The 23,514-nt window shown below is 69.9% G+C and carries 8 protein-coding genes and 3 rRNA genes; 4 read left to right on the top strand and 7 right to left on the bottom strand.

What is annotated here, in order from left to right:
* Nucleotides 1-27 precede the first annotated feature (27 nt).
* Nucleotides 28-2,286 carry an HAD-IB family hydrolase gene (locus tag AS188_RS06435; protein WP_058858156.1) on the bottom strand — a complete coding sequence of 753 codons (2,259 nt, stop codon included), beginning with the start codon at nt 2,284-2,286 and terminating at the stop codon, nt 28-30.
* A 117-nt stretch (nt 2,287-2,403) separates the two neighbouring features.
* On the opposite strand from AS188_RS06435, the gene AS188_RS06430 reads away from it, so the two are divergent.
* The 3 genes from AS188_RS06430 (at nt 2,404) to AS188_RS06420 (ending at nt 5,834) form a co-directional block, all read left to right on the top strand.
* The gene (locus tag AS188_RS06430; RefSeq protein ID WP_058858155.1) at nt 2,404-3,192 is read left to right on the top strand and encodes an SDR family NAD(P)-dependent oxidoreductase; all 789 of its coding nucleotides are present in this window, start codon (nt 2,404-2,406) and stop codon (nt 3,190-3,192) included.
* Nucleotides 3,189-3,971, top strand: coding sequence for a lysophospholipid acyltransferase family protein (locus tag AS188_RS06425; RefSeq protein WP_058858154.1), 783 nt, complete (start codon nt 3,189-3,191; stop codon nt 3,969-3,971). Before AS188_RS06430 ends, AS188_RS06425 begins: the two co-directional genes overlap by 4 nt.
* Nucleotides 3,972-4,160: 189 nt before the next feature.
* The gene (locus AS188_RS06420) at nt 4,161-5,834 is read left to right on the top strand and encodes an FAD-binding oxidoreductase (RefSeq protein ID WP_058858153.1); all 1,674 of its coding nucleotides are present in this window, start codon (nt 4,161-4,163) and stop codon (nt 5,832-5,834) included.
* 489 nt (nt 5,835-6,323) lie between these two features.
* On the opposite strand, the gene rrf is transcribed toward AS188_RS06420, so the two are convergent.
* The 6 genes from rrf to AS188_RS06390 all read right to left on the bottom strand — a co-directional run bounded on the left by rrf (nt 6,324) and on the right by AS188_RS06390 (nt 20,827).
* Nucleotides 6,324-6,440: ribosomal RNA gene (gene rrf, locus AS188_RS06415) — 5S ribosomal RNA — on the bottom strand.
* A 187-nt stretch (nt 6,441-6,627) separates the two neighbouring features.
* Nucleotides 6,628-9,763, bottom strand: a 23S ribosomal RNA gene (locus AS188_RS06410).
* A gap of 748 nt (nt 9,764-10,511) precedes the next feature.
* A 16S ribosomal RNA gene (locus AS188_RS06405) occupies nt 10,512-12,040 on the bottom strand.
* Together the 16S, 23S and 5S rRNA genes form the textbook arrangement of a ribosomal RNA operon.
* A gap of 508 nt (nt 12,041-12,548) precedes the next feature.
* Nucleotides 12,549-16,457: a 1,4-alpha-glucan branching protein GlgB gene (gene glgB / locus AS188_RS06400; protein ID WP_058858152.1), complete on the bottom strand. Its 3,909-nt coding sequence runs from the start codon at nt 16,455-16,457 to the stop codon at nt 12,549-12,551.
* A gap of 40 nt (nt 16,458-16,497) precedes the next feature.
* Nucleotides 16,498-18,267, bottom strand: coding sequence for a maltose alpha-D-glucosyltransferase (treS, locus tag AS188_RS06395; RefSeq protein WP_058858151.1), 1,770 nt, complete (start codon nt 18,265-18,267; stop codon nt 16,498-16,500).
* 109 nt (nt 18,268-18,376) lie between these two features.
* Nucleotides 18,377-20,827 (bottom strand): alpha-1,4-glucan--maltose-1-phosphate maltosyltransferase, encoded by a 2,451-nt coding sequence (locus tag AS188_RS06390; protein ID WP_373865628.1) that lies wholly within the window; start codon nt 20,825-20,827, stop codon nt 18,377-18,379.
* A gap of 83 nt (nt 20,828-20,910) precedes the next feature.
* Here AS188_RS06390 and glgP point away from each other — a divergent pair, with 83 nt between their 5' ends.
* Nucleotides 20,911-23,508 carry an alpha-glucan family phosphorylase gene (gene glgP / locus AS188_RS06385; protein ID WP_058858149.1) on the top strand — a complete coding sequence of 866 codons (2,598 nt, stop codon included), beginning with the start codon at nt 20,911-20,913 and terminating at the stop codon, nt 23,506-23,508.
* The last annotated feature ends 6 nt before the right edge of the window (nt 23,509-23,514 follow it).

Below are 23,514 nucleotides of genomic sequence, written 5' to 3'. Positions count from 1 at the left end.
TCCGCCGTGGCCCGCCACCGGACGGGCTCAGGCCCGCTTCCAGTCCTCGACCGTCCAGTGGTTCCGGCGCGCCAGCCGGTACAGGGCCAGGTCGGGGTTGACCGCGTACGGGTGCCCGACGGCGGAGAGCCAGCTCGCATCGGCGTGGGAATCCCCGTAGCCGTAGGAGCGGGAGAGGTCGTAGCCGCCGCGCTCGGCGTACTTCGCCAGCCACTGCGCCCGGGCCTCGTCCACGAGCGGGGGCACGGCGAGGTAGCCGGTCATCACCCCGTCCCGCTCGTCCATCCGCCCGGCCACGACCTCGTCGAACAGCTCCGCCAGCGGCTCCACGAGCAGGTCGAACGAGCCGGTGACCAGCACCGTGCGGTGCCCGGCCGCCCGGTGCTCCTGGATCCGGGCGAGGGCCCCGGGCCGCAGCAGCCGGCGCATGTCCTCCCCCAGCGGTCCCGCCACGAGCTCGCGCACGGTCGCGGCCGGCACGCCCTCGTAGCGGCGCATGAAGGCGCGGATGAACTCCCCGCGGTCGCGCCGCTCGGCCTTCACGTACGTCGGGGCGCTCGCCACGAGCTCCGCCAGCTCCGCCGGCCACCGGGCCGGACCCAGCGTGTGCCGGCGCAGCTGCAGGTACTGGCGGACGACCGTGGAGTCGAGCACGGTGCCCTCGAGGTCGAAGACCGCCAGCACGTCCGTGCCCTCGCGCAGCGCCCGCTTCGGGGCGCCGCGGCGGCGGGAGGCCGCCCTGAGCCGCCCGTAGGCCTTCGTCATCTCGGTCAGGGCCGGCAGGTGCACGTTCTGCCAGTAGTCGGTCCAGTCGATCGCGCGCACGTCGACGGTCCGGTCCTCGGGCGTGCCCGCCGGCAGGGAGTCGTTGAGCTGGCGGGTGCGGGCGTCGTCGAAGATCATCTCCGTGCGCGTGTAGGACTGGTAGAGGTCCACGTAGGTGCGCAGGGAGCCCAGGCCCGACTGCATGCGGTGCAGCGAGCTCGCCCACTCCCGGGTGCGCGAGGTCGCGGGCAGGACCGTGGTGAGCTTCCCGCCCACCGCCGAGAGCCGCTCCTTGAGCGCGAGCGAGCGCTCCACGGCGTTGTTCGCGGGGAAGTGCCACTCCGGCACCCGGATGGGGGCGCCGTCGGCGTCCTCGAGCGGGTGGGCCGTGAAGAAGGTGTGCACGTTCTCGTACATCTGGTGGAACGGCAGCGGGTTCGAGGCCCCGGAGCACACCTGGTAGTAGCCGGGCTCGGGCGCCTGCACGCCGGGCTCCGTGACCTCCCCCTCCGGGCCGCGGTGCCCGCCCACGGCCAGCGCCACGATCGCGTTGACCACGAGGTCGACCGGGATCACGTCGAGCACCGAGTCCGGCAGCCCCGGGAACTCCGGCAGCGCGCCCTTGGCGTAGGCCATGATCAGCGGGTCGGCGACCTTGTAGCCGTCGATCCACCCCGGGTAGGGGTGGCGCAGCGCCGACTCGATGATGGACGGGCGCACCACCGACAGCCGGTGCCCGGCACCGGCCCACTTCTGCTCCGCGACGCGCTCGCCGAGGGCCTTGGTGAAGGTGTAGACGTCGGTCCAGCCCAGGGACTGGGCGCGGGTGCGCCCGTACTCGACGAGCCGGGTGCGCACCCACTCCTGCCGGGCGGCCTCCGCGGCACGGGCCACCGACTTGGGGCCCTCCTTGCCGTGCCCGGCGGTGGCCTCGTCGATGAGCGCCTGCAGCCGCTCGGGGGTCCGGGAGGCCATCTCGGCCTCCCGGTGGGCGGCGAGGGCTGCCTCGAACTCGGCGGCCCAGTCGACGTCGTGGTCCACGGGCGCCTCGGGGCGCAGCCCCTTGGCGATCCCGCCGACGTAGCAGGTGGAGACGTGCACGACGTGCGGGTCCTGCCCCGAGGCCAGCAGCGCGTCGTAGAGACCGGTGGCGCCGCCGACGTTGGTGGTGAAGGCCTCGTCGATGGGCGGGTCGAAGGAGACGGTGGAGGCCGAGTGGATCACGACGTCGAACGGCTGCTCGATCCCCGCCAGGGCGGAGAGATCGCCCTCGACCACGGCGGTGCGCTCGGCGAAGACCCGGCGGGCCTCCTCCTCGCCGAGGGCCTCCCGCCACGGGCGGAACACCGGCTTGCGCAGCAGCTGCCGCAGCCGCTGCTCCCCCGTCACGGAGCCCTTCGGGCGCACGACGGCGGTGACGTGGACCCCCTCGTGCGCGGAGAGCAGCCGTTCGAGCACGGCCTGCCCGAGGAAGCCCGTGGCTCCCGTCAGCAGGACGCGCGTGGTGGGGGTCTCGGTCAACGGTGCTCCTCCGGGGTGGGGTGCCGGCCTGCGGGCCGTGCGGGGGGCCGGGGCGGGCGCCCGGGGTCCGGGGCGCGTCCGCCTGCGCTACGGCTACCGTACTGTAGCCTAGATCTCATGCTTACCGCTCTCGTGACGGGGGGAACGTCCGGCATCGGCGCCGCGTTCGCCGAGGCCCTGGCCCGCCGCGGCCACGCGCTCGTGCTGGTCGCCCGCGACGGCGACCGGCTGGAGCGCACGGCCGCCCGCCTGCGCGCCGACCACGGCGTGGAGGTCGAGGTGCTGACCGCGGACCTCGCCGAGCGCGGCGACGTCGACCGCGTGGCCGCCCGGGTCGCCGATCCCGACCGGCCGGTGGACGTGCTCGTGAACAACGCCGGCTTCTCCGTGAAGACCCGCTTCACCGACCCGGACACCTCCGCCCACGACCGCGGCTTCGAGGTGATGTGCCGGGCCGTGCTCGTGCTCTCGTCCGCCGCGGCCCGGGCCATGACCGCCCGCGGCTCCGGCTGGATCGTCAACATCTCCTCCGTGGCCGGGCTCGTGCGCATGGGCTCGTACTCCGCGATCAAGGCCTACACCACAGCGTTCACCGAGTCCCTGGCCGTCGAGCTGGCCGGGACCGGGGTGCACGTCACCGCCGTGCTGCCCGGATGGGTCCGCACCGAGTTCCACGAGCGCGCGGGCATCTCGGGCTCGTCGATCCCCTCCTTCCTGTGGCTCGACGCCCGGCGCGTCGCCGAGGAGGCCCTCGAGGACGTCGCCCGCGGCAAGGTCGTCTCGATCCCCACGCGCCGCTACCGCGCGGTGGCCTTCACGATGCGCCACCTGCCGGGCGGGGCCGTGCGGCGCCTGTCCGGGGCCCTCTCCGCCGCCCGCCAGAAGGAACGGGCGACCGGGTCGTGACGCGCCGCGAGGAGCGCGAGCCCGCCCCCGTCCAGCGCTCCATCGAGGGCGCGGCCGGGGCGGCGGACGGGCCCGCCCCGACCGCCCCGCCGGCCGCCTCCGCCGGGCTGGAGGTCTCCCGCTTCCGCTCCCCGGGGCGGCGGCTCGCCCGCCGGATCGCCCGCACGGTGTTCCTGCGCGGGATCGCCTACCGCACCGTGCGCCGCACGGTCGTCACCGACCCGGCCGCGGAGCGCCTCGAGGGCCCGTGCATCGTGGTGGCCAACCACTCGAGCCACCTCGACGCCCCCCTCGTGCTGGGCTCCGTGCCGCCGCGCGTGCGCCGGGACCTCGCCACGGGCGTGGCCGCCGACTACTTCTTCACGGCCCCGCACAAACGGCTGTTCACGGAACTGGTCTTCAACGCCTTCCCCGTCGACCGCACCGGCGGGGGCGCCAACCGGGGCCTGTCCAAGCAGCTGCTGCGCGCCGGTGTCCCGCTGCTGATCTTCCCCGAGGGCACCCGCTCGCGCACCGGGAAGATGGGCTCCTTCAAGATCGGCGCCGCCGGCCTGGCCAAGGCCGTGGGCGTGCCCGTGCTGCCCGTCGCGCTCATCGGCGCCTACGAGGCCATGCCCCGCGGGGCCCGCTGGCCGCGCCGGGGCCGCCCGCCCGTCGTCGTGGCGGTCGGCGAGCCGCTGCAGGCCCGGCCCAAGGAGCCGACCGCCGCGTTCAACGAGCGCATCGAGACCGCCGTGCGGGAGCTCTACGCACGGCACCGGCCGGTCCTCGACCGGTGAGCGGACCTCGCTCCCGCACCGCCACGGGGTCCGGACGGCCTCCGGCGCCGCGACCGCCGGGGTCCTGAGACGGCCGGCGCACCGAACCCCGGAGCACCGGACCGCCGGGCCCTTTTCCGAGCAACTCCGTCCGGCCGCGCCCCTGCGGCCGGCACCGGACCCCCCGAGAACCAGGAGACGACCGCGCAGATGGCACACGTGAAGCACATGAAGTGGTGGGGGTGGGGCGAGGAGGACGTGCACTTCGAGTACGCCAACAAGCCCGCCTTCGCCCCATTCGTCAAGAAGGCACTGGGCGTCGACCTGCGCCCCCGGGAGCGGGACACCATCCCCTTCTCGACCGTCACCGTCCCCGGGTCCCGTGCGGGGGCCGAGGTGCTCGAGGCGCTGCGGGCCGTCAGCGGGGCGGAGCACATGAGCGTCGACGACGAGCTGCGCGTCGTGCACTGGGCCGGCAAGTCCGTCACAGAGCTCCTGCTGACCCGGGCCGGAGAGTTCGCGCGCGTGCCCGACGTCGTCGTCTACCCGGCCGACGAGCAGGAGGTCGCGGCCGTCCTGGCCGTCGCCGTGGAGCGCGACCTCGTGGTCATCCCCTTCGGCGGCGGCACCAGCATCTCCCGCAGCCTCCAGCCCTCCCCCCACGAAGAACGAACGATCGTCTCACTGGACCTCGGCCGCATGAACCAGGTGCTGGCGGTCGACGAGACCGCGGGCCTGGCCACGATCCAGGCCGGCGTGCTGGGCCCCGACATGGAGGCGCAGCTCAACGCCCGCGGCTGGACCCTCGGGCACTTCCCCGACTCCTTCACCCACTCGACGCTCGGCGGCTGGGCCGCGACGCGCTCCTCGGGGATGCAGTCGGACAAGTACGGCGACATCGCCGACATCGTCCGCGGCATGCGCGTCGTGCGCCCCGGCGGCACCGTGGTGCTGCGCCCGCTGCCCTCGACCTCGACCGGACCCAGCCTGCGCGAGATGTTCCTCGGCTCGGAGGGCCGGCTCGGGGTGATCACCGAGCTCGACGTGCAGGTGCACCGCGTCGCCGAGCACCGCGAGGTCATCGCCTACATGTTCCCCACGTGGCAGCGCGCCCTGTCCGCGATGCACGCGATCGCCCGCTCCGGCGTGCCGACCACGTTCGCCCGCGTCTCCGACGCGCACGAGACGGCGTTCTCGCTGTCCACGCAGAAGGCGCCCACCGGGCTGAAGAAGAAGCTCACCGCCAAGGGCCAGGACCTGCTGTGGGAGGTCATGCGCCGCCGGGGCTGGGACACCGACGCCATGTGCATCGGCTACGTCTGCTTCGAGGGGGCCAAGGCGGAGGTCGAGCGGCACAAGAAGGCGGTCGCCGGTCTCGTGAAGCACGAGGGCGCCCTGGTGCTGGGCTCGGGTCCCGGCGCGCTCTACGACCAGAAGAAGTTCGACACCCCGTACCTGCGCGACTTCCTGCTCGAGCAGAACACCATCGGCGACGTCTCCGAGACGGCCGCGCCGTGGTCCAAGCTCGCCACCGTGCACCAGGCGGTCTACGAGGCCGCGGAGAGGGCGTTCCGTTCGCAGGGCAAGCAGGGGTGGATCATGTCCCACATGTCGCACTCCTACCACTCCGGGGCCTGCCTGTACTTCACCTTCGGCTACGGGATCGGCGAGGACCCGCACGCGGAGTACGCCGTGATCAAGGGCGCCGTCCAGCAGGCCTTCGTCGACGCCGGCGGCACCCTGTCCCACCACCACGGTGTCGGCACGGAGCACAGCCCGTGGATGGCGCAGGACGTCTCCCCCGAGGGCGTGCAGCTGCTCCGGGACCTGTTCGCGGTGGCCGACCCCGGCGCGAACCTGAACCCGGGCAAGATCGTCGACTGACGTCCTCGTCGCAGCGGAAGGGCTCCTCCGCGGTGTGCGGAGGAGCCCTTCTGCTGCGGTGCGCGACGGCGCCCTTCAACCCCGGTGCACGAGGGCGCCCCTCAGCCCCGCGGACGACCGGACCGCCGCCTTCCGTTTCGTTGCCCCGCCGGCCCACCATGCCACGAGCGCTGGGACAGGCACGGGAGACGCCCGAGGGAAGGCGACCAGCCGCTCTGCCGGTGCCGGGAACGGGCTCCTGGGCCTCGCACCGGTGTCCCCTGCGAGGTGCTGCCGGCACGGCGTCCGGTGCCCGGGGGCGGTGTCCAAACCGGGGCCCAATCCGGTATTCGGTGCGGTGTCCGGGGCGGTGCCCAATCCGGTGTCCGGGGGTGGCAGGAAGCCCCCGGACCGTGGGGTGCGGGGGCTGTGCGGGGGTGTGGATCGGTGCTGGTTGAATGCGGGGAGCCCCCGCACCGTGTGGTGCGGGGGCTCGACCCTTCTGGTGTGGTCCGGCGGTGTCCTACTCTCCCACACCCTTCCGGGTGCAGTACCATCGGCGCTGTGGGTCTTAGCTTCCGGGTTCGGGATGGGACCGGGCGTTTCCCCCACGCTATGACCGCCGTAACTCGTTCTCCGCGGCCCGGCCCGCGGGGGGGTGCCCGGGGTGGGTGGGAAGTCGTGTCACGACTGCTCGTGAGTATTCAGTTGTGGTTCCCGTACCGTTGCCCGACCACGGGGTCGGGGACGGGGGTTGTTGGTTGGGAGCCGTATAGTGGACGCGGTGTTCTGTGCCCCACCAGGGGTGGGGGTTGTGGGTAAGTTGTCGGCCTATTAGTACCGGTCGGCTGCGCACGTCGTTGGTTCGTGCTTCCACCTCCGGCCTATCAACCCAGTGGTCTCGCTGGGGGCCTCTCGCACCACGAGGGTGCGTGGAAATCTCATCTCGAAGCGAGCTTCCCGCTTAGATGCTTTCAGCGGTTATCTCTTCCGAACGTAGCGAAGCAGCGGTGCACCTGGCGGTACAACTGCCATACCAGAGGTTCGTCCGTCCCGGTCCTCTCGTACTAAGGACAGGTCTTCTCAAATTTCCTGCGCGCGCAGCGGATAGGGACCGAACTGTCTCACGACGTTCTGAACCCAGCTCGCGTACCGCTTTAATGGGCGAACAGCCCAACCCTTGGGACCAACTCCAGCCCCAGGATGCGACGAGCCGACATCGAGGTGCCAAACCATGCCGTCGATATGGACTCTTGGGCAAGATCAGCCTGTTATCCCCGAGGTACCTTTTATCCGTTGAGCGACGGCCATTCCACAATGTACCGCCGGATCACTAGTCCCGACTTTCGTCCCTGCTCGAGCTGTCGCTCTCACAGTCAAGCTCCCTTGTGCACTTACACTCGACACCTGATTGCCAACCAGGCTGAGGGAACCTTTGGGCGCCTCCGTTACTCTTTAGGAGGCAACCGCCCCAGTTAAACTACCCATCAGGCACTGTCCCTGACCCGGATCACGGGCCGAAGTTAGATGTCCAGAGTGACCAGAGTGGTATTTCAACGATGACTCCACGAGCACTGGCGTGCCCGCTTCACAGTCTCCCACCTATCCTACACAAGCCACACCGAACACCAATACCAAACTATAGTAAAGGTCTCGGGGTCTTTCCGTCCTGCTGCGCGTAACGAGCATCTTTACTCGTACTGCAATTTCGCCGAGTTCATGGTTGAGACAGCGGGGAAGTCGTTACTCCATTCGTGCAGGTCGGAACTTACCCGACAAGGAATTTCGCTACCTTAGGATGGTTATAGTTACCACCGCCGTTTACTGGGGCTTAAATTCTCCGCTTCGCCGTGAGGCTAACGGGTCCTCTTAACCTTCCAGCACCGGGCAGGAGTCAGTCCGTATACATCGTCTTGCGACTTCGCACGGACCTGTGTTTTTGATAAACAGTCGCTTCCCCCTGGTCTCTGCGGCCCTTACCCGCTCCCGGAAGCATGTTCCGTTCACGGTCCGGGCCCCCCTTCTCCCGAAGTTACGGGGGCATTTTGCCGAGTTCCTTAACCATGATTCTCTCGATCGCCTTGGTATTCTCTACCTGATCACCTGTGTCGGTTTGGGGTACGGGCGGCTGGAACCTCGCGTCGATGCTTTTCTCGGCAGCATAGGATCACCGAATCCCCCCACGAATGGGGGTCCCGTCACGTCTCAGGCCCGTGATCCGCGGATTTGCCAACGGATCGCCCTACACGCTTGGACCGGGTCTACCATCGCCCGGCTCGGCTGCCTTCCTGCGTCACACCTGTTAATACGCTTACCTCCCCGGTTCAGGTCCCACGCTCCCCGGCGCCGGCGATGACCAATGGTCACCGCGTGGCCCGGTTCGGGTGGTTAGTGTCCCCGGTTCGATAGGGGCGGTTCTTCGCCGGTACGGGAATATCAACCCGTTGTCCATCGACTACGCCTGTCGGCCTCGCCTTAGGTCCCGACTGACCCAGGGCAGATTAGCTTGACCCTGGAACCCTTGATCATTCGGCGGACGGGTTTCTCACCCGTCTTTCGCTACTCATGCCTGCATTCTCACTCGTGTGGGCTCCACCACTGGGTCACCCCGCAGCTTCACTGCCCACACGACGCTCCCCTACCCATCGCACCACCTGAACCGGACCCCCGAAGAGGACCGGTTGGGTATCATTGGTGCAATGCCACAACTTCGGCGGTGTACTTGAGCCCCGCTACATTGTCGGCGCGGAATCACTTGACCAGTGAGCTATTACGCACTCTTTCAAGGGTGGCTGCTTCTAAGCCAACCTCCTGGTTGTCTGAGCAACTCCACATCCTTTCCCACTTAGCACACGCTTAGGGGCCTTAGTTGGTGGTCTGGGCTGTTTCCCTCTCGACTATGAAGCTTATCCCCCACAGTCTCACTGCTGCGCTCTCACTTACCGGCATTCGGAGTTTGGCTGACGTCAGTAACCTTGTAGGGCCCATCGGCCATCCAGTAGCTCTACCTCCGGCAAGAAACACGCAACGCTGCACCTAAATGCATTTCGGGGAGAACCAGCTATCACGAAGTTTGATTGGCCTTTCACCCCTACCCACAGCTCATCCCCTCCATTTTCAACTGAAGTGGGTTCGGTCCTCCACGCGCTCTTACACGCGCTTCAACCTGGCCATGGGTAGATCACTTCGCTTCGGGTCTAGATCACGCCACTCACACGCCCTGTTCGGACTCGCTTTCGCTACGGATACCCCTCACGGGTTAACCTCGCGACGTAACACTAACTCGCAGGCTCATTCTTCAAAAGGCACGCCGTCACCCCGTAAGGCTCCGACGGATTGTAGGCGCACGGTTTCAGGTACTATTTCACTCCCCTCCCGGGGTACTTTTCACCTTTCCCTCACGGTACTGGTCCGCTATCGGTCATCAGGGAGTATTTAGGCTTACCAGGTGGTCCTGGCAGATTCACACGGGATTTCTCGGGCCCCGTGCTACTTGGGCACGCGCTCCATGCGGCAGCAACGATTTCGTCTACGGGACTTCCACCCTCTACGGCCCGGCACTCACACCGGTTCGACTATCGCCCTGCACTCACACGCCCGGGCCGGCAGACCCAGGACAAACACGCCCCACAACCCCGATGATGCAACCCCTGCCGGGTATCACACACCACCGGTTTAGCCTCTTCCGCGTTCGCTCGCCACTACTGACGGAATCACTGTTGTTTTCTCTTCCTGTGGGTACTGAGATGTTTCACTTCCCCACGTTCCCTCCACGCACCCTATGAATTCAGGTACGGGTCACCACGCATAACACGCGGCGGGGTTTCCCCATTCGGAGACCCTCGGATCACAGCTCGTTTATCAGCTCCCCGAGGCATATCGCAGATTACCGCGTCCTTCATCGGCTCCTGATGCCAAGGCATCCACCGTACGCCCTTGAAAACTTGCCACATGATCACAGAACACACCGACCGGCCACACACCGGGCACCACCACACCACCCACCCCGACACAACGGGAAGGACAGCACGAGGGCACCACGGCCGGCAGCCGGCGGCGATCACAAATCACGAAAACGTCCCGCACCACCCCACCCGACAGGCAGGAACCCACCCCGCGAACGGGGCGAGCACGGTGCGGCGTCTTCAAGATGCTCGCGTCCACTATACAGTTCTCAAACAACAACCCACACACCCCACACCACCCGGACGCCACCCCCAGGAACCCACCCCCGCCCTCCACCACGGAGAACGGGACCAGACCCGGGACAAGCATCCGACGCAGGGCGCCGGGAACAACCGAAACACCACACCCCCCGCACCACCACCCCACCACGCCGACCACAGGACGAACCCGCGACCGACCCACAGCAGGACAGCGACAACAGAGGGGCCTGTTGTCTCAGGACCCAACAGTGCGCCAAGGACCACACCAGCACCAGCAGCACCGGACCCGCGTTCCACCACCCCCACAGGCCCCCGTCAAGGAACCCCCAGGAGCAGGTACTGAACAGACCCGCACCACCAGCACCCCACCACCACCAGCACCGACCACCCCGCAACGGGGACAGCAGGAGACGGCGGCCGTGGTGTGCGGCCACTCGTTCGTTGATATTCCACCCATGAGCTCACCCCACCAGCACCACGAACGGGCACTCAGGCGGGGGCGACCACCACACGGCGGTCAACGGCTCCTTAGAAAGGAGGTGATCCAGCCGCACCTTCCGGTACGGCTACCTTGTTACGACTTAGTCCCAATCGCCGGTCCCACCTTCGACGGCTCCCTCCCACAAGGGGTTAGGCCACCGGCTTCGGGTGTTACCAACTTTCGTGACTTGACGGGCGGTGTGTACAAGGCCCGGGAACGTATTCACCGCAGCGTTGCTGATCTGCGATTACTAGCGACTCCGACTTCATGAGGTCGAGTTGCAGACCTCAATCCGAACTGAGACCGGCTTTTTGGGATTAGCTCCACCTCACAGTATCGCAACCCTTTGTACCGGCCATTGTAGCATGCGTGAAGCCCAAGACATAAGGGGCATGATGATTTGACGTCATCCCCACCTTCCTCCGAGTTGACCCCGGCAGTCTCCTATGAGTCCCCACCATCACGTGCTGGCAACATAGAACGAGGGTTGCGCTCGTTGCGGGACTTAACCCAACATCTCACGACACGAGCTGACGACAACCATGCACCACCTGTCCACCAGCCCCGAAGGGAAGCACTGTCTCCAGTGCGGTCCGGTGGATGTCAAGCCTTGGTAAGGTTCTTCGCGTTGCATCGAATTAATCCGCATGCTCCGCCGCTTGTGCGGGCCCCCGTCAATTCCTTTGAGTTTTAGCCTTGCGGCCGTACTCCCCAGGCGGGGCACTTAATGCGTTAGCTACGGCGCGGAGAACGTGGAATGTCCCCCACACCTAGTGCCCAACGTTTACGGCATGGACTACCAGGGTATCTAATCCTGTTCGCTCCCCATGCTTTCGCTCCTCAGCGTCAGTAACAGCCCAGAGACCTGCCTTCGCCATCGGTGTTCCTCCTGATATCTGCGCATTTCACCGCTACACCAGGAATTCCAGTCTCCCCTACTGCACTCTAGTCTGCCCGTACCCACTGCAGACCCGGGGTTGAGCCCCGGGCTTTCACAGCAGACGCGACAAACCGCCTACGAGCTCTTTACGCCCAATAATTCCGGACAACGCTTGCGCCCTACGTATTACCGCGGCTGCTGGCACGTAGTTAGCCGGCGCTTCTTCTGCAGGTACCGTCACTTGTGGCTTCTTCCCTGCTGAAAGAGGTTTACAACCCGAAGGCCGTCATCCCTCACGCGGCGTCGCTGCATCAGGCTTGCGCCCATTGTGCAATATTCCCCACTGCTGCCTCCCGTAGGAGTCTGGGCCGTGTCTCAGTCCCAGTGTGGCCGGTCACCCTCTCAGGCCGGCTACCCGTCGTCGCCTTGGTAGGCCATTACCCCACCAACAAGCTGATAGGCCGTGAGCCCATCCAAAACCAGTAAAACCCTTTCCACCCCCCACCATGCGGTAGGACGTCGTATCCAGTATTAGACCCGGTTTCCCAGGCTTATCCCAGAGTCAAGGGCAGGTTACTCACGTATTACTCACCCGTTCGCCACTCATCCACCCCAGCAAGCTGGAGCTTCAGCGTTCGACTTGCATGTGTTAAGCACGCCGCCAGCGTTCGTCCTGAGCCAGGATCAAACTCTCCGTCAAAAAACAGAAAACAAAACCCCGGCCGACAAGACCACCACACCCCACGGAGGCAGGGCACAGCGATCCATCAACCAGACAAAAAACATCCGGTATCAACAAACATGGCACACTATTGAGTTCTCAAACAACAGACCGGTTCGGCGCATCGTCGCGATGCCTTGCCTTCCGGAGTGCTCTGCAACCTTACGCCGTCCGTTCCGGCCGGTCAATCCCGGGTCGACCACTGGTCGTCCGCAGGGCTTCCGTCCGCCGTCCGGCGAAGTTCACGAGCTGGAACTCTAGCACGCTCCCGGTTCTTCGCAACTTCGCGAGCTGCTCGTCCGGTACCGCGCTGGAGTGCCGTGCCGCCCGGGTCGGTTCCCCTCTCGGGACCCTCGCCGCGGCGACTCGGATGAACTTACCCGCTCCGGGCCGGTCGTGCAAAACGGGTGCGGCGGCCCCGGTCCGGCAACGGCCGAGGGCCCCGATCCGCCGGATCGGGGCCCTCGGTGCACGGGGCGGGTGCGGCTCAGGCGCCGGCGGGCTTGAGGTAGAGCACCGCCAGCGGCGGGACGGTCAGCACGGCGGAGGCGGGCTTGCCGTTGTGCGCCCCCTCCTCGGCGACGACCTTGCCGAGGTTGCCGACGCCGGAGCCGCCGAAGTGCTCGGCGTCGGTGTTGAGGACCTCGGTCCACTCCCCCGCCCACGGCAGGCCGAGGCGGAAGCCCTCGTGCGGGTTGCCGGCGAAGTTGGCCACGCACACCAGCGGGTTGCCCTGCTCGTCCCACCGGGTGAAGGACAGCGTGTTGCGCCCGGCGTCCCCGGCGTCGATCCACTCGAAGCCGGCGGGGTCGTTGTCCCGCTCGTAGAGCGCGGGGGTCGCACGGTAGAGACCGTTGAGGGACCGGACCAGCTCCTGGACGCCCTTGTGCGGCGGGGTCTCGGACAGCCACCAGTCCAGGCCGTGCTCCTGGGACCACTCCGACTCCTGGGCGTACTCGGTGCCCATGAAGATCAGCTGCTTGCCGGGGTGGGCCCACATGTAGGCGAGGTAGGCGCGCACGTTCGCGAGCTGCTGCCACCGGTCGCCGGGCATCTTGCGCAGCAGCGAGCCCTTGCCGTAGACGACCTCGTCGTGGGAGATCGGCAGCATGAAGTTCTCCGAGAAGGCGTAGACCATCGAGAACGTGAGCTTGTTGTGGTGGTAGTGCCGGTTGACCGGGTCCTCGGCCATGTACTCGAGGGTGTCGTGCATCCAGCCCATGTTCCACTTGAGCCCGAAGCCGAGGCCGTCCGCGTCCGTGGGACGGGTGACGCCGGGGTAGGAGGTCGACTCCTCGGCGATCATGACGATGCCCGGGGTGCGCCGGTACGCGGTGGCGTTCGCCTCCTTGAGGAAGGCGATGGCCTCGAGGTTCTCGCGCCCGCCGAAGACGTTGGGCTCCCACTCGCCCTCGTTGCGGGAGTAGTCGAGGTAGAGCATCGAGGCGACGGCGTCCACGCGCAGCCCGTCGACGTGGAACTCCTCGAGCCAGTAGGAGGCGTTGGCCACGAGGAAGTTGCGGACCTCGTTGCGCCCGTAGTCGGGGATGAGGGTGCCCCAGTCCTTGTGCTCGCCCCGGCGGGGGTCGGCGTGCTCGTAGAGCGGCTCGCCGTCGAAGCGGGCGAGGGCCCACTCGTCCTTCGGGAAGTGCCCCGGGACCCAGTCCACGATCACGCCGATGCCGGCCTGGTGGAGCTGGTCGACGAGGTAGCGGAACTCGTCCGGGCTGCCGAAGCGGGAGGACGGGGCGTAGTACGAGGTCACCTGGTAGCCCCACGAGCCGCCGAAGGGGTGCTCGGCCACCGGCATGAACTCCACGTGGGTGAAGCCCTGCCAGGTGAGGTACTCGACGAGCTCCTTGGCCAGCTCCTTGTAGCCCAGGCCCATCCGCCACGAGCCGATGTGCAGCTCGTAGACGCTCATGGGGGCGTTGTGGGGGTCCGACGCGGCGCGGCGGGCCATCCACTCGTCGTCCTGGAACTCGTAGTCCGACGCGAAGACGCGGGAGGCCGTCGAGGGCGGGACCTCGGTGCCGAAGGCCATCGGGTCGGCCTTCTCCCGCCAGCCGCCGTCCCGGCCCAGGATGCGGAACTTGTAGGTGGCGCCCGAGCCGATGCCGGGCACGAAGATCTCCCACACCCCCGAGGAGCCGAGGGAGCGCATCGCGTGCTCGGTCCCGTCCCAGCCGTTGAAGTCGCCGATCACCCGCACGGCCTGGGCGTTGGGGGCCCACACGGCGAAGCTCACGCCCGTGACGTCGCCCAGCACCGAGGGGTAGGCCCGGACGTGGGCGCCGAGCACGGTCCACAGCGTCTCGTGGCGGCCCTCCCCGATCAGGTGCAGGTCGAGCTCGCCGAGGGTGGGCGCGAAGCGGTAGGGGTCGTCGGAGCGCTGCGGCTCGAGGTCCCGGTAGGTGACGTCGAGGCGGTAGTCGGGAATGCGGCCGGGCTCGCGCGCGGGCACGACCCCGGTGAAGATCCCGCCCCACTCGTGCTCGAGCTCGTGGCTGCCGTCCTCGGTGACCACGGCCACGCGGGTCGCGAACCGGCGGAGGGTGCGCACCGTGACGGTGCCGTCCGGGTTGGGGTGGGCGCCGAGCACGGAGTGGGGGTCGTGGTGGCGTCCCTCGGAGACGGCGGCCAGCACGTGCTCGGGCACGGGCACCGGTCCGGCGGGCCCCGCGGCGGGGGTCGCCCCCGTGCCTCCGGTCGCGGCGGCGGAGCGGTCCTTCGGGCTGCTGGCGGTCACTGCGTCCTCGGTTTCCGCTCCCGGCCGCGGCGCTCGGCCACCGGTCCGGGAGCTGTCGTCGTCGGGGGCCGCCGGAGCGGCCGCGTGCTCAGGGCTCACGCTACGCGACCGGAGCCCGTTCAGTGAACGACGCACCGCCGCGGCGGGGACCTCCACCCAGTCGGGACGGTTGCGCTGCTCGTAGACGACCTCGTAGAGGGCCTTGTCCAGCCACAGGGCCAGGAACAGCGGCGAGCCGGTGTCCACGCGGCGGCCGGCGACCCGCTCGTAGCCGGCCCGGAAGGCCTCCGCGACCTCCCGTCCCCACGCCTCGGCGTCCCGGGCGCCGGCGCGCGCGGCGAACGCGGCCGCGTAGTCGAAGGAGCGCAGCATGCCCACGACGTCGCGCAGGGGCACGTCGGGGCGCGTGCGCTCCTCGATCGGGCGCAGCGGCTCGCCCTCGAAGTCGAGGATCTTGAACTCGCCCTCGGCGCTGCGCAGGACCTGGCCCAGGTGGTAGTCCCCGTGGATGCGCTGCAGCTCCGGCAGGTCCTGGGCCCGGTCGAGCTCGGCGAGCACGGCGTCGAGCTCGGCGGCACGGTCCTGGAACAGCGTGCCGGTCTCGGCCCGGGCCCAGCGGATCCGGTCGGCCAGCCCGCCCAGCAGCCGGGCGCGCTCGTCGTCGTCGGGGGCCTCGGAGCCGAAGGCGCGCGCGAGGTCGTGGTGGACGCGGGCGGTGGCGCGCCCGAGCCGGTCGGCCTCCTCGGTGAAGTCCTCCCCTCGCTCCGCGGCGGCCACCGCCTGCGCCCACGCGTCGGCGGAGCCGGCCAGGAACTCCGTGGCGACCGCGAGCTGGCCCTCGTGCGCGGCGATCCCGGAGCGCCAGCGGGCGTCGAGCCAGCCGACGGTGCGCGGGACCGCGGGACAGCCGAGCTCGGTGAGCTCCCGGCCGACCTCGACGTCGGGGTTGGCCCCCTCCCCCACCACGCGGAAGAACTTCACGATGACGGGCACGGCGTCGGCCGCGCCCGCCGGCGGGGTGAGGATCACCGAGGAGTTCGACTGCTCGCTCGCGATCACCCGGACCTGCCCGGCGTCCTCGACCGGCCAGCCCACGCGCACGGCCCCGCCGTGCGCCCCGGTGACCGTCGGGCCCAGCGGTCCCCCGCCGGCCTGACCCCCGTGGCGCAGCAGCTCCAGGGCCGGGCCCACGAACGCAGGGTCCCCGACGCCGTCGTGCACCCACGGCCCGGCGGGCGCCTCCTCGGCCCCGGGCACGGGCAGCCCCGTGCGCTCGGCCACCGCCCGGCCGGCACGGGCGGCCCGCTCGCGCAGCGCCCGCAGGCCGCCTGCGGCCGCCGTCGCGTCGGCGGGCCCGCCGGCCTCCTCGTCGTGCGCCGCCGTCAGCTCGCCGACCAGGAACCGGTCGGCGCCCGGCAGCGGCTCGTGCCGGAAGGTCAGGGGCACCTGGAGCAGCTCGGTGCGCTCCCCGTGCGCCGCGGCCACCAGCAGGATCCGTGCCTCGGCCCCCTCCGGGGCTCCGGGCAGGCGCAGCTGGGCGACGACCCGCAGGGCGGCGTCCTGGGCCTCGGCGAAGGGGAACCACCGCTGCCGTGGCAGCCAGCGGCGCAGGAGGTCGAGGAGCTCGTCGGTGTGCTGGTCGCTCATGGTGTCGGGTCCTTCCGTCGCGGGCGGGCCGTGCCGGTGCTCAGGCGCTGGGAGTCGTGGTGATGATGGGCAGCGCGGTGGTCTGCGGGTGGGTGCCGTCGTCGCGCGGGGCGGCCCGCATCCGCAGCCAGAAGAAGTCCTGGCTGCCCAGGGTGATGCGGTACTCCCCGGCCTCGTCCACCTCGCCGAAGAGGTCCCCGCCGAAGAGCTCCCGCAGCCCCCGGCCCGCGAACCGGGGCAGGCGCACGCGGGCGCACGCCGGGGTGTGGGCCAGGTTGAACAGGCACAGCAGGGTCTCCCCGCGGCCGTCCTCGGTCTCGTCGTCGGGCAGCACCCGCAGGAACGCGAGCACGGAGTCGTGGTCGGTCTCCACCTCCACGTAGGAGCCCGTGCCGAAGGCCGGGTGCGCCTTGCGCACCGCGAGCATCTGGCGCATCCAGTGCAGCAGGGACGACGACGACGCCAGCTGCGCCTCCACGTTGACCTGGTTGTAGTGGTAGACGAGCGACTGGACGACCGGCAGGTAGAGCTTGCCCGGGTCCGCCTTGGAGAACCCCGCGTTGCGGTCCGGGGTCCACTGCATGGGCGTGCGGGAGGCGTCGCGGTCGTCGAGCCAGATGTTGTCGCCCATCCCGATCTCGTCCCCGTAGTACAGGAACGGGCTGCCCGGCAGGGACAGCAGCAGCGCGTGGATCAGCTCGAGCTCGGCCCGCGAGTTGTCCAGCAGCGGGGCCAGCCGGCGGCGGATGCCCACGTTGGCGCGCATGCGGGAGTCGGGGGCGTACCAGCCGAGCATCGCCTGGCGCTCCTCGGTGGTGACCATCTCCAGGGTCAGCTCGTCGTGGTTGCGCAGGAACGTGCCCCACTGGGTGCCGCGCGGGATGTCGGGGGTCTCGCGCATCGTCTCGATGATCGGGGTCGCCTTCTGGTCCCGCAGCGCGTAGAAGATCCGGGGCATGATCGGGAAGTGGAAACACATGTGGCACTCGGGGGCGTCCTCGGTGCCGTAGTACTCCACGACCTCGTGGGGCATCTGGTTGGCCTCGGCGATGATGACCCGCCCCGGGTACTCCGCGTCCACCATGGCCCGCAGCTTCACGAGGAAGTCGTGGGTGCCGGGAAGGTTCTCGCAGTTGGTGCCCTCCTCCTCGATCAGGTAGGGGATGGCGTCGGCCCGGAAGCCGTCGATGCCCATGTCCAGCCAGAACTTCACGACGTCGAACACGGCCTCGACCACGGCCGGGTTCTCGAAGTTGAGGTCGGGCTGGTGGGAGAAGAAGCGGTGCCAGAAGAACTGCCGGCGGATCGGGTCGAAGGTCCAGTTCGACTCCTCGGTGTCCACGAAGATGATCCGGGCGTCCTGGTACTTCTCGTCGGTGTCCGACCACACGTAGAAGTCCCCGTACGGGCCCTCGGGGTCCTCCCGCGAGGCCTGGAACCACGGGTGCTGGTCGCTGGTGTGGTTCAGGGGCAGGTCCGTGATCACGCGCAGGCCGCGGGCGTGGGCCTCCGCCACGAGCCGCTTGAAGTCGCTGATCGTGCCGAACTCGTCGAGGACGGAGTAGTAGTCCGAGATGTCGTAGCCGCCGTCGCGCAGGGGCGACTCGTAGAAGGGCGGGATCCACAGGCAGTCGATGCCCAACCACTGCAGGTAGTCGAGCTTTTCGATCAGCCCGGAGAAGTCCCCGGAGCCGTCGCCGTTGGCGTCGGAGAACGCCCGGACGAGCACCTCGTAGAACACCGCCTTGCGGAACCAGTCGGGGTCGTGCGAGATGCCGGGGGCGTTGAGCGAGAACGGCGAGGTGCTCATGCGGGGGTGCCGCCTTTCGGACAGGTCGGGGAGGTCGGTCGGGGTGCCGTCGGGGCCTCCCCGGGCCGCAGCGGCCCGGGGAGGCCCCGACGGGGAGGCGGTGGGCCCCCTACTTGACGTTGCGCCGCACGTGGAGGATGTGGACCGGCTCGTGGTGCGGGTCCAGGCGCACGTAGTTGTGCGTGCCCCACTTCCAGGAGTCGCCCGTCAGCAGATCGTCGACCCAGAAGCTGCCGTCCGTGTTGAAGTCGGCGTCGTCCAGGTCCAGCGACTCCAGGTCGAGCCACACGGTGCCCTCGCGCACGGCGTGCGGGTCGACGTTGACGACCACGACGACGGTGTCCTTGACGGTGCTGCCGCCGTGGCGCACGGTCTTGGTCTTCGAGTAGGCGACCAGCGCGTCGTCGGAGGTGGACTGCACCGTGAGGTTCTGCAGGTCCCCCAGCGAGGCGTGCCGGCGGCGGATCTCGTTGAGCCGGCGCAGGTACGGGGCCAGCGACTGCCCGCGCGCCTCCGCGCCCGCGAAGTCCCGGGGCCGGTACTGGTACTTCTCGTTGTCGATGTACTCCTCCGCCCCGGGCCGGGCGACGTGCTCGAAGAGCTCGTAGCCCGCGTAGACGCCCCACAGCGGAGAACCGGTGGCGGCGAGCGCGGCGCGGACCTTGAAGGCCGCCGGGCCGCCGAACTGCAGGTACTCGGTGAGGATGTCGGGGGTGTTGACGAAGAAGTTCGGGCGGTAGACCGCCGAGGTCACCCGGCTGATCTCGTGGAAGTACTCCTCGATCTCCTGCTTGGTGTTGCGCCAGGTGAAGTAGGAGTAGGACTGCTGGAAGCCGACGCGCGCGAGCCCCTGCATCATGGCCGGGCGGGTGAACGCCTCGGCGAGGAACACGATGCCCGGGTGCTTGGCCTCGACCGCGCCGATCAGCCACTCCCAGAACCACAGGGGCTTCGTGTGGGGGTTGTCCACGCGGAAGATCCGCACGCCGTGGGAGATCCACAGCTCCACGATCCGCAGCACCTCGAGGGAGAGGCCCTCGGGGTCGTTGTCGAAGTTCAGCGGGTAGATGTCCTGGTACTTTTTCGGCGGGTTCTCGGCGTAGGCGATGGAGCCGTCGGCCCGGGTGGTGAACCACTCGGGGTGCTCGCTGACCCAGGGGTGGTCCGGGGAGGCCTGCAGCGCCAGGTCGAGGGCCACCTCGAGCCCGAGGTCCTGGGCACGGGCCACGAACGCGTCGAAGTCCTCGAAGGTGCCCAGGTCGGGGTGGACGGCGTCGTGCCCGCCCTCGGGGCCGCCGATCGCCCACGGGGAGCCGGGGTCCTGCGCCCCGGCGACGAGCGTGTTGTTCGGGCCCTTGCGGTGGGCCCGCCCGATCGGGTGGATCGGGGGCAGGTAGACGACGTCGAAGCCCATGTCGGCCACGGCCGGGAGCCGCTCGGCGGCCGTGCGGAAGGTGCCGGAGGTCCAGGTGCCGGTCTCCGCGTCGAGGACGGCGCCCTCGGAGCGGGGGAAGAACTCGTACCAGGAGCCCCGGCCGGCGGCGGTGCGCTCGACCTTGAGCGGGTAGCGGCGGCTCTCGGTGACGAGGTCGCGCACGGGGTGCTCGGCCACGGCGGCCAGCACCTCGGGCGAGAGGACGGCCTCGAGGCGGTGCCCGGCGGGCAGCTCGCGGGTGCCGAGGGTGCGGGCGGCGCCGCGGAAGAGCTCGGCCTCGGCCGCCTCACGGCCCTCCTCCGCCGCGGCGGCCTCGAGGAGGCGGATGCCCTCGTCCATCATCAGCTCGACGTCCTGGTCGGCGCCGACCTTGATCTCGGCGGCGTGGCGCCAGGTCTCGAACAGGTCGCCCCAGCCCTCGACGGCGAAGGTCCACGCACCCTCGGACCCGGGGGTCAGCCAGGCCTCGTAGCGGTCCGTGCCGGGGGCGACCAGGCGCATCGGGACGCGCTCGGCCTCGGCGCCCTGCGGGTCGAAGAGCACCGCGGTGACGCCCAGGGCGTCGTGGCCCTCGCGGAAGACGGTGGCGCCCACCCGCACGGACTGGCCGGGGACCGCCTTGGCCGGGAAGCGCCCGTCCTCCACGACCGGGCTGACGTCCACGATCGGGATGCGCCCGTAGACGAGGTGCTCGCGCGAGAACGCGGTCTTGCGCCGCCGGGCCGGTGCCTTGCGCGTCGCGGGCTTCGTGGCAGTCGTCCGGGCGGCGCCCGTGCCCGTGCCGGTCTTCGCGGCGGCCTTGGTGGTGGCGCTGCGCGTGCCCGGGGACTTCGTCCCCGCCGCCTTCGTCCCGGCGGCCCTGGTGCCCGCCGACTTCGTGCCCGCCTTCTCGGCGGTCTTCGGGGCCGCCTTCGAGGTCGTGGTGCGCGTCGTGCGCGTGCCGGCGGTGCTGCGCCGGGCGGCCGGCTTCTTCGGCTCCGCGGCGGGGGCCGGCTCCGCGGCGGGGGCCGGCTCGGGGGCGGGGGCCGCCGGGGTCCCGGGAGCGGGGCCGGCGGCGGTCGGGGGCGCCTCGGCGCCCGGGGTCGACGAGGGCTCGGACGGGGGCGTGGGGTTCGCTTGGCTCACGCGCACCACGTTAGCGACAAAGCCGGTGATCGTTAAGCGCGCTGACCGTCACCGCGCGGCGTGCCCGCGGGTAGTCTGACCGCGTGAAGGCCATTCGTAGATTCACCGTGCGCACCGTGCTGCCGGAGTCCATCGCCCCGCTGAGCCGCCTGGCCAGGAACCTGCGCTGGTCCTGGGACCGGCCCACCGAGGAGCTCTTCGCCGAGCTCAACCCCCAGGCCTGGGAGGCGGTCCACGGCGACCCGGTCCGGCTGCTGGGGTCGCTGACCCGCGAGGAGATCCAGCAGATCGCCGCCGACGCCCCCACCGTGCGCCGGATCGAGGAGCTCGACGCGGACCTGGACCGCTACCTCACCGAGGACCGCTGGTACCAGCTGACGCAGCCGGCGGACGCGCCGCGCTCGATCGCCTACTTCTCCGCCGAGTACGGCATCACCTCGGTGCTGCCCCAGTACTCCGGCGGCCTCGGCATCCTCGCCGGGGACCACCTCAAGAGCGCCTCGGACCTCGGGGTCCCGGTGGTCGGCGTGGGCCTGTTCTACCAGCACGGCTACTTCAAGCAGTCGCTCTCGCGCGACGCCTGGCAGCAGGAGACCTACCCGGTGCTGGACCCGGACGGGATGCCCCTGACGCTGCTGCGCGAGGAGGACGGTACGCCGGTGCGGGTGGGCGTGCCGCTGCCGGACGGCCGCTGCCTCTCCGCCCACGTGTGGCGGGCCGACGTGGGCCGGGTGCCGCTGCTGCTGCTCGACTCCGACATCCCGGACAACGACGACCACGCCCGCAGCGTCACCGACCGGCTCTACGGCGGCGGCGGGGACCACCGGCTCCAGCAGGAGCTGCTGCTCGGGATGGGCGGGGTGCGGGCGCTGCGCGCCTTCTGCCGGCTCACCGGCGCCCCCGAGCCCGACGTCTACCACTGCAACGAGGGCCACGCCGGCTTCGCCGGCATCGAGCGCGTCGCCGAGCTGATGGACCCGGCCCGCGGCGCGGGCGTGCTCACGTGGGAGGAGGCGCTGACCGCGGTGCGGTGCAGCACGGTCTTCACCACGCACACCCCCGTCCCCGCGGGCATCGACCGGTTCGAGCGGGCGCAGATCGAGCACTTCTTCGAGGCCGGCCTCGCCCCCTCCGTGCCCACCCGGGAGATCCTCGCCCTGGGCGCCGAGGACTACCCCGGCGGGGACCCGGGCAAGTTCAACATGGCGGTCATGGGCCTGCGCCTGGCCCAGCGGGCCAACGGCGTGGCCAAGCTCCACGGGACCGTCTCCCGGCAGATGTTCCAGGGGCTGTGGCCGGGCTTCGACACGGACGAGGTGCCGATCGGCTCGATCACCAACGGCGTGCACGTCACCACGTGGATCGACCCGCGCATCGCCGAGCTCGCCCTGGACCCGCACGGGTCCGACCTCGACCGGGCGGCGCGCTGGCGGCAGATCTACGCCGTGGACGACGCCCGGCTGTGGGCCGTGCGCCGGCGCCTGCGCGAGGAGCTCGTGGCGGACGTGCGGACCCGGCTGCGGGCCTCGTGGAAGGCCCGCGGCGCGGCCGACGCCGAGCTCGCCTGGACCGACGCGGTGCTCGACCCCGACGTGCTGACCATCGGCTTCGCCCGGCGCGTGCCCACCTACAAGCGCCTGACGCTGATGCTGCGCGACCCGCAGCGGCTCAAGCGCCTGCTGCTGGACCGGCACCGGCCGGTCCAGCTGGTCGTGGCCGGCAAGTCCCACCCCGCCGACGAGCAGGGCAAGCGGCTGATCCAGGACCTGGTGCGCTTCACCGACGACCCCGAGGTGCGCCACCGCATCGTGTTCCTGCCCAACTACGACATCGCGATGGCCCGGACCCTGTTCCCGGGCTGCGACGTGTGGCTCAACAACCCCCTGCGCCCCCTCGAGGCGTGCGGGACCTCCGGGATGAAGGCCGCCCTCAACGGCGGGCTGAACCTCTCCGTGCTCGACGGGTGGTGGGACGAGATGTACGACGGGCAGAACGGCTGGGCCATCCCCACCGCCGACGACGGCGCGGACCCCGACGAGCGCGACGACATCGAGGCCGCGGCCCTCTACGAGCTGATCGAGAACCATGTGGCCCCGCGCTTCTACGGGGAGACGGCCGAGGGCTCGGACCCCGCCGACGACGGCGTGCCGCACCAGTGGCTGGCCATGGTCAAGCACACCCTGGCCACCCTCGGCCCGCGGGTCTCGGCCAAGCGGATGCTCGAGGACTACGTCCGGGAGCTCTACCTCCCCGCCGCCCGCTCCGGCCGGGAGGCCGCCGCCGACGACCACGCCGCCGCCCGCGCGACCTCCCGGTGGGTGCGCCGGGTGCGCGAGGCGTGGCCGCACGTGACGGTCGAGCACGTCGACGCCGAGGGCGTGGAGCTGGAGCCGCAGATCGGCGACGAGCTCACCGTCCACGCCTACGTCAGCCTCGGCGCCCTGGGCCCCGAGGACGTGCAGGCGGAGATCGGCTACGGCCGGGTCTCCGACTCCGACCACATCCACGAGCGCCGGCACGCGTGCCTGGTCCCCGCCGAGGACCTGGGCGGGGGCAGGCACCGCTTCACGGGATCCGTGACCATCGACCGCTCGGGGCCCTTCGGCTACACCGTGCGGCTGCTGCCCCACCACCCGGCGGTCGCCGACCGGGCGGAGCTGGGGCTGGTCGCCAACGCCTGAGGCCCC

Source organism: Kocuria flava (genome assembly GCF_001482365.1).
Taxonomy (GTDB): Bacteria; Actinomycetota; Actinomycetes; order Actinomycetales; family Micrococcaceae; genus Kocuria; species Kocuria flava.
The sequence above is the reverse complement of the archived record's forward strand: the minus strand, read 5'-3'. Positions and strand labels throughout refer to the sequence as shown.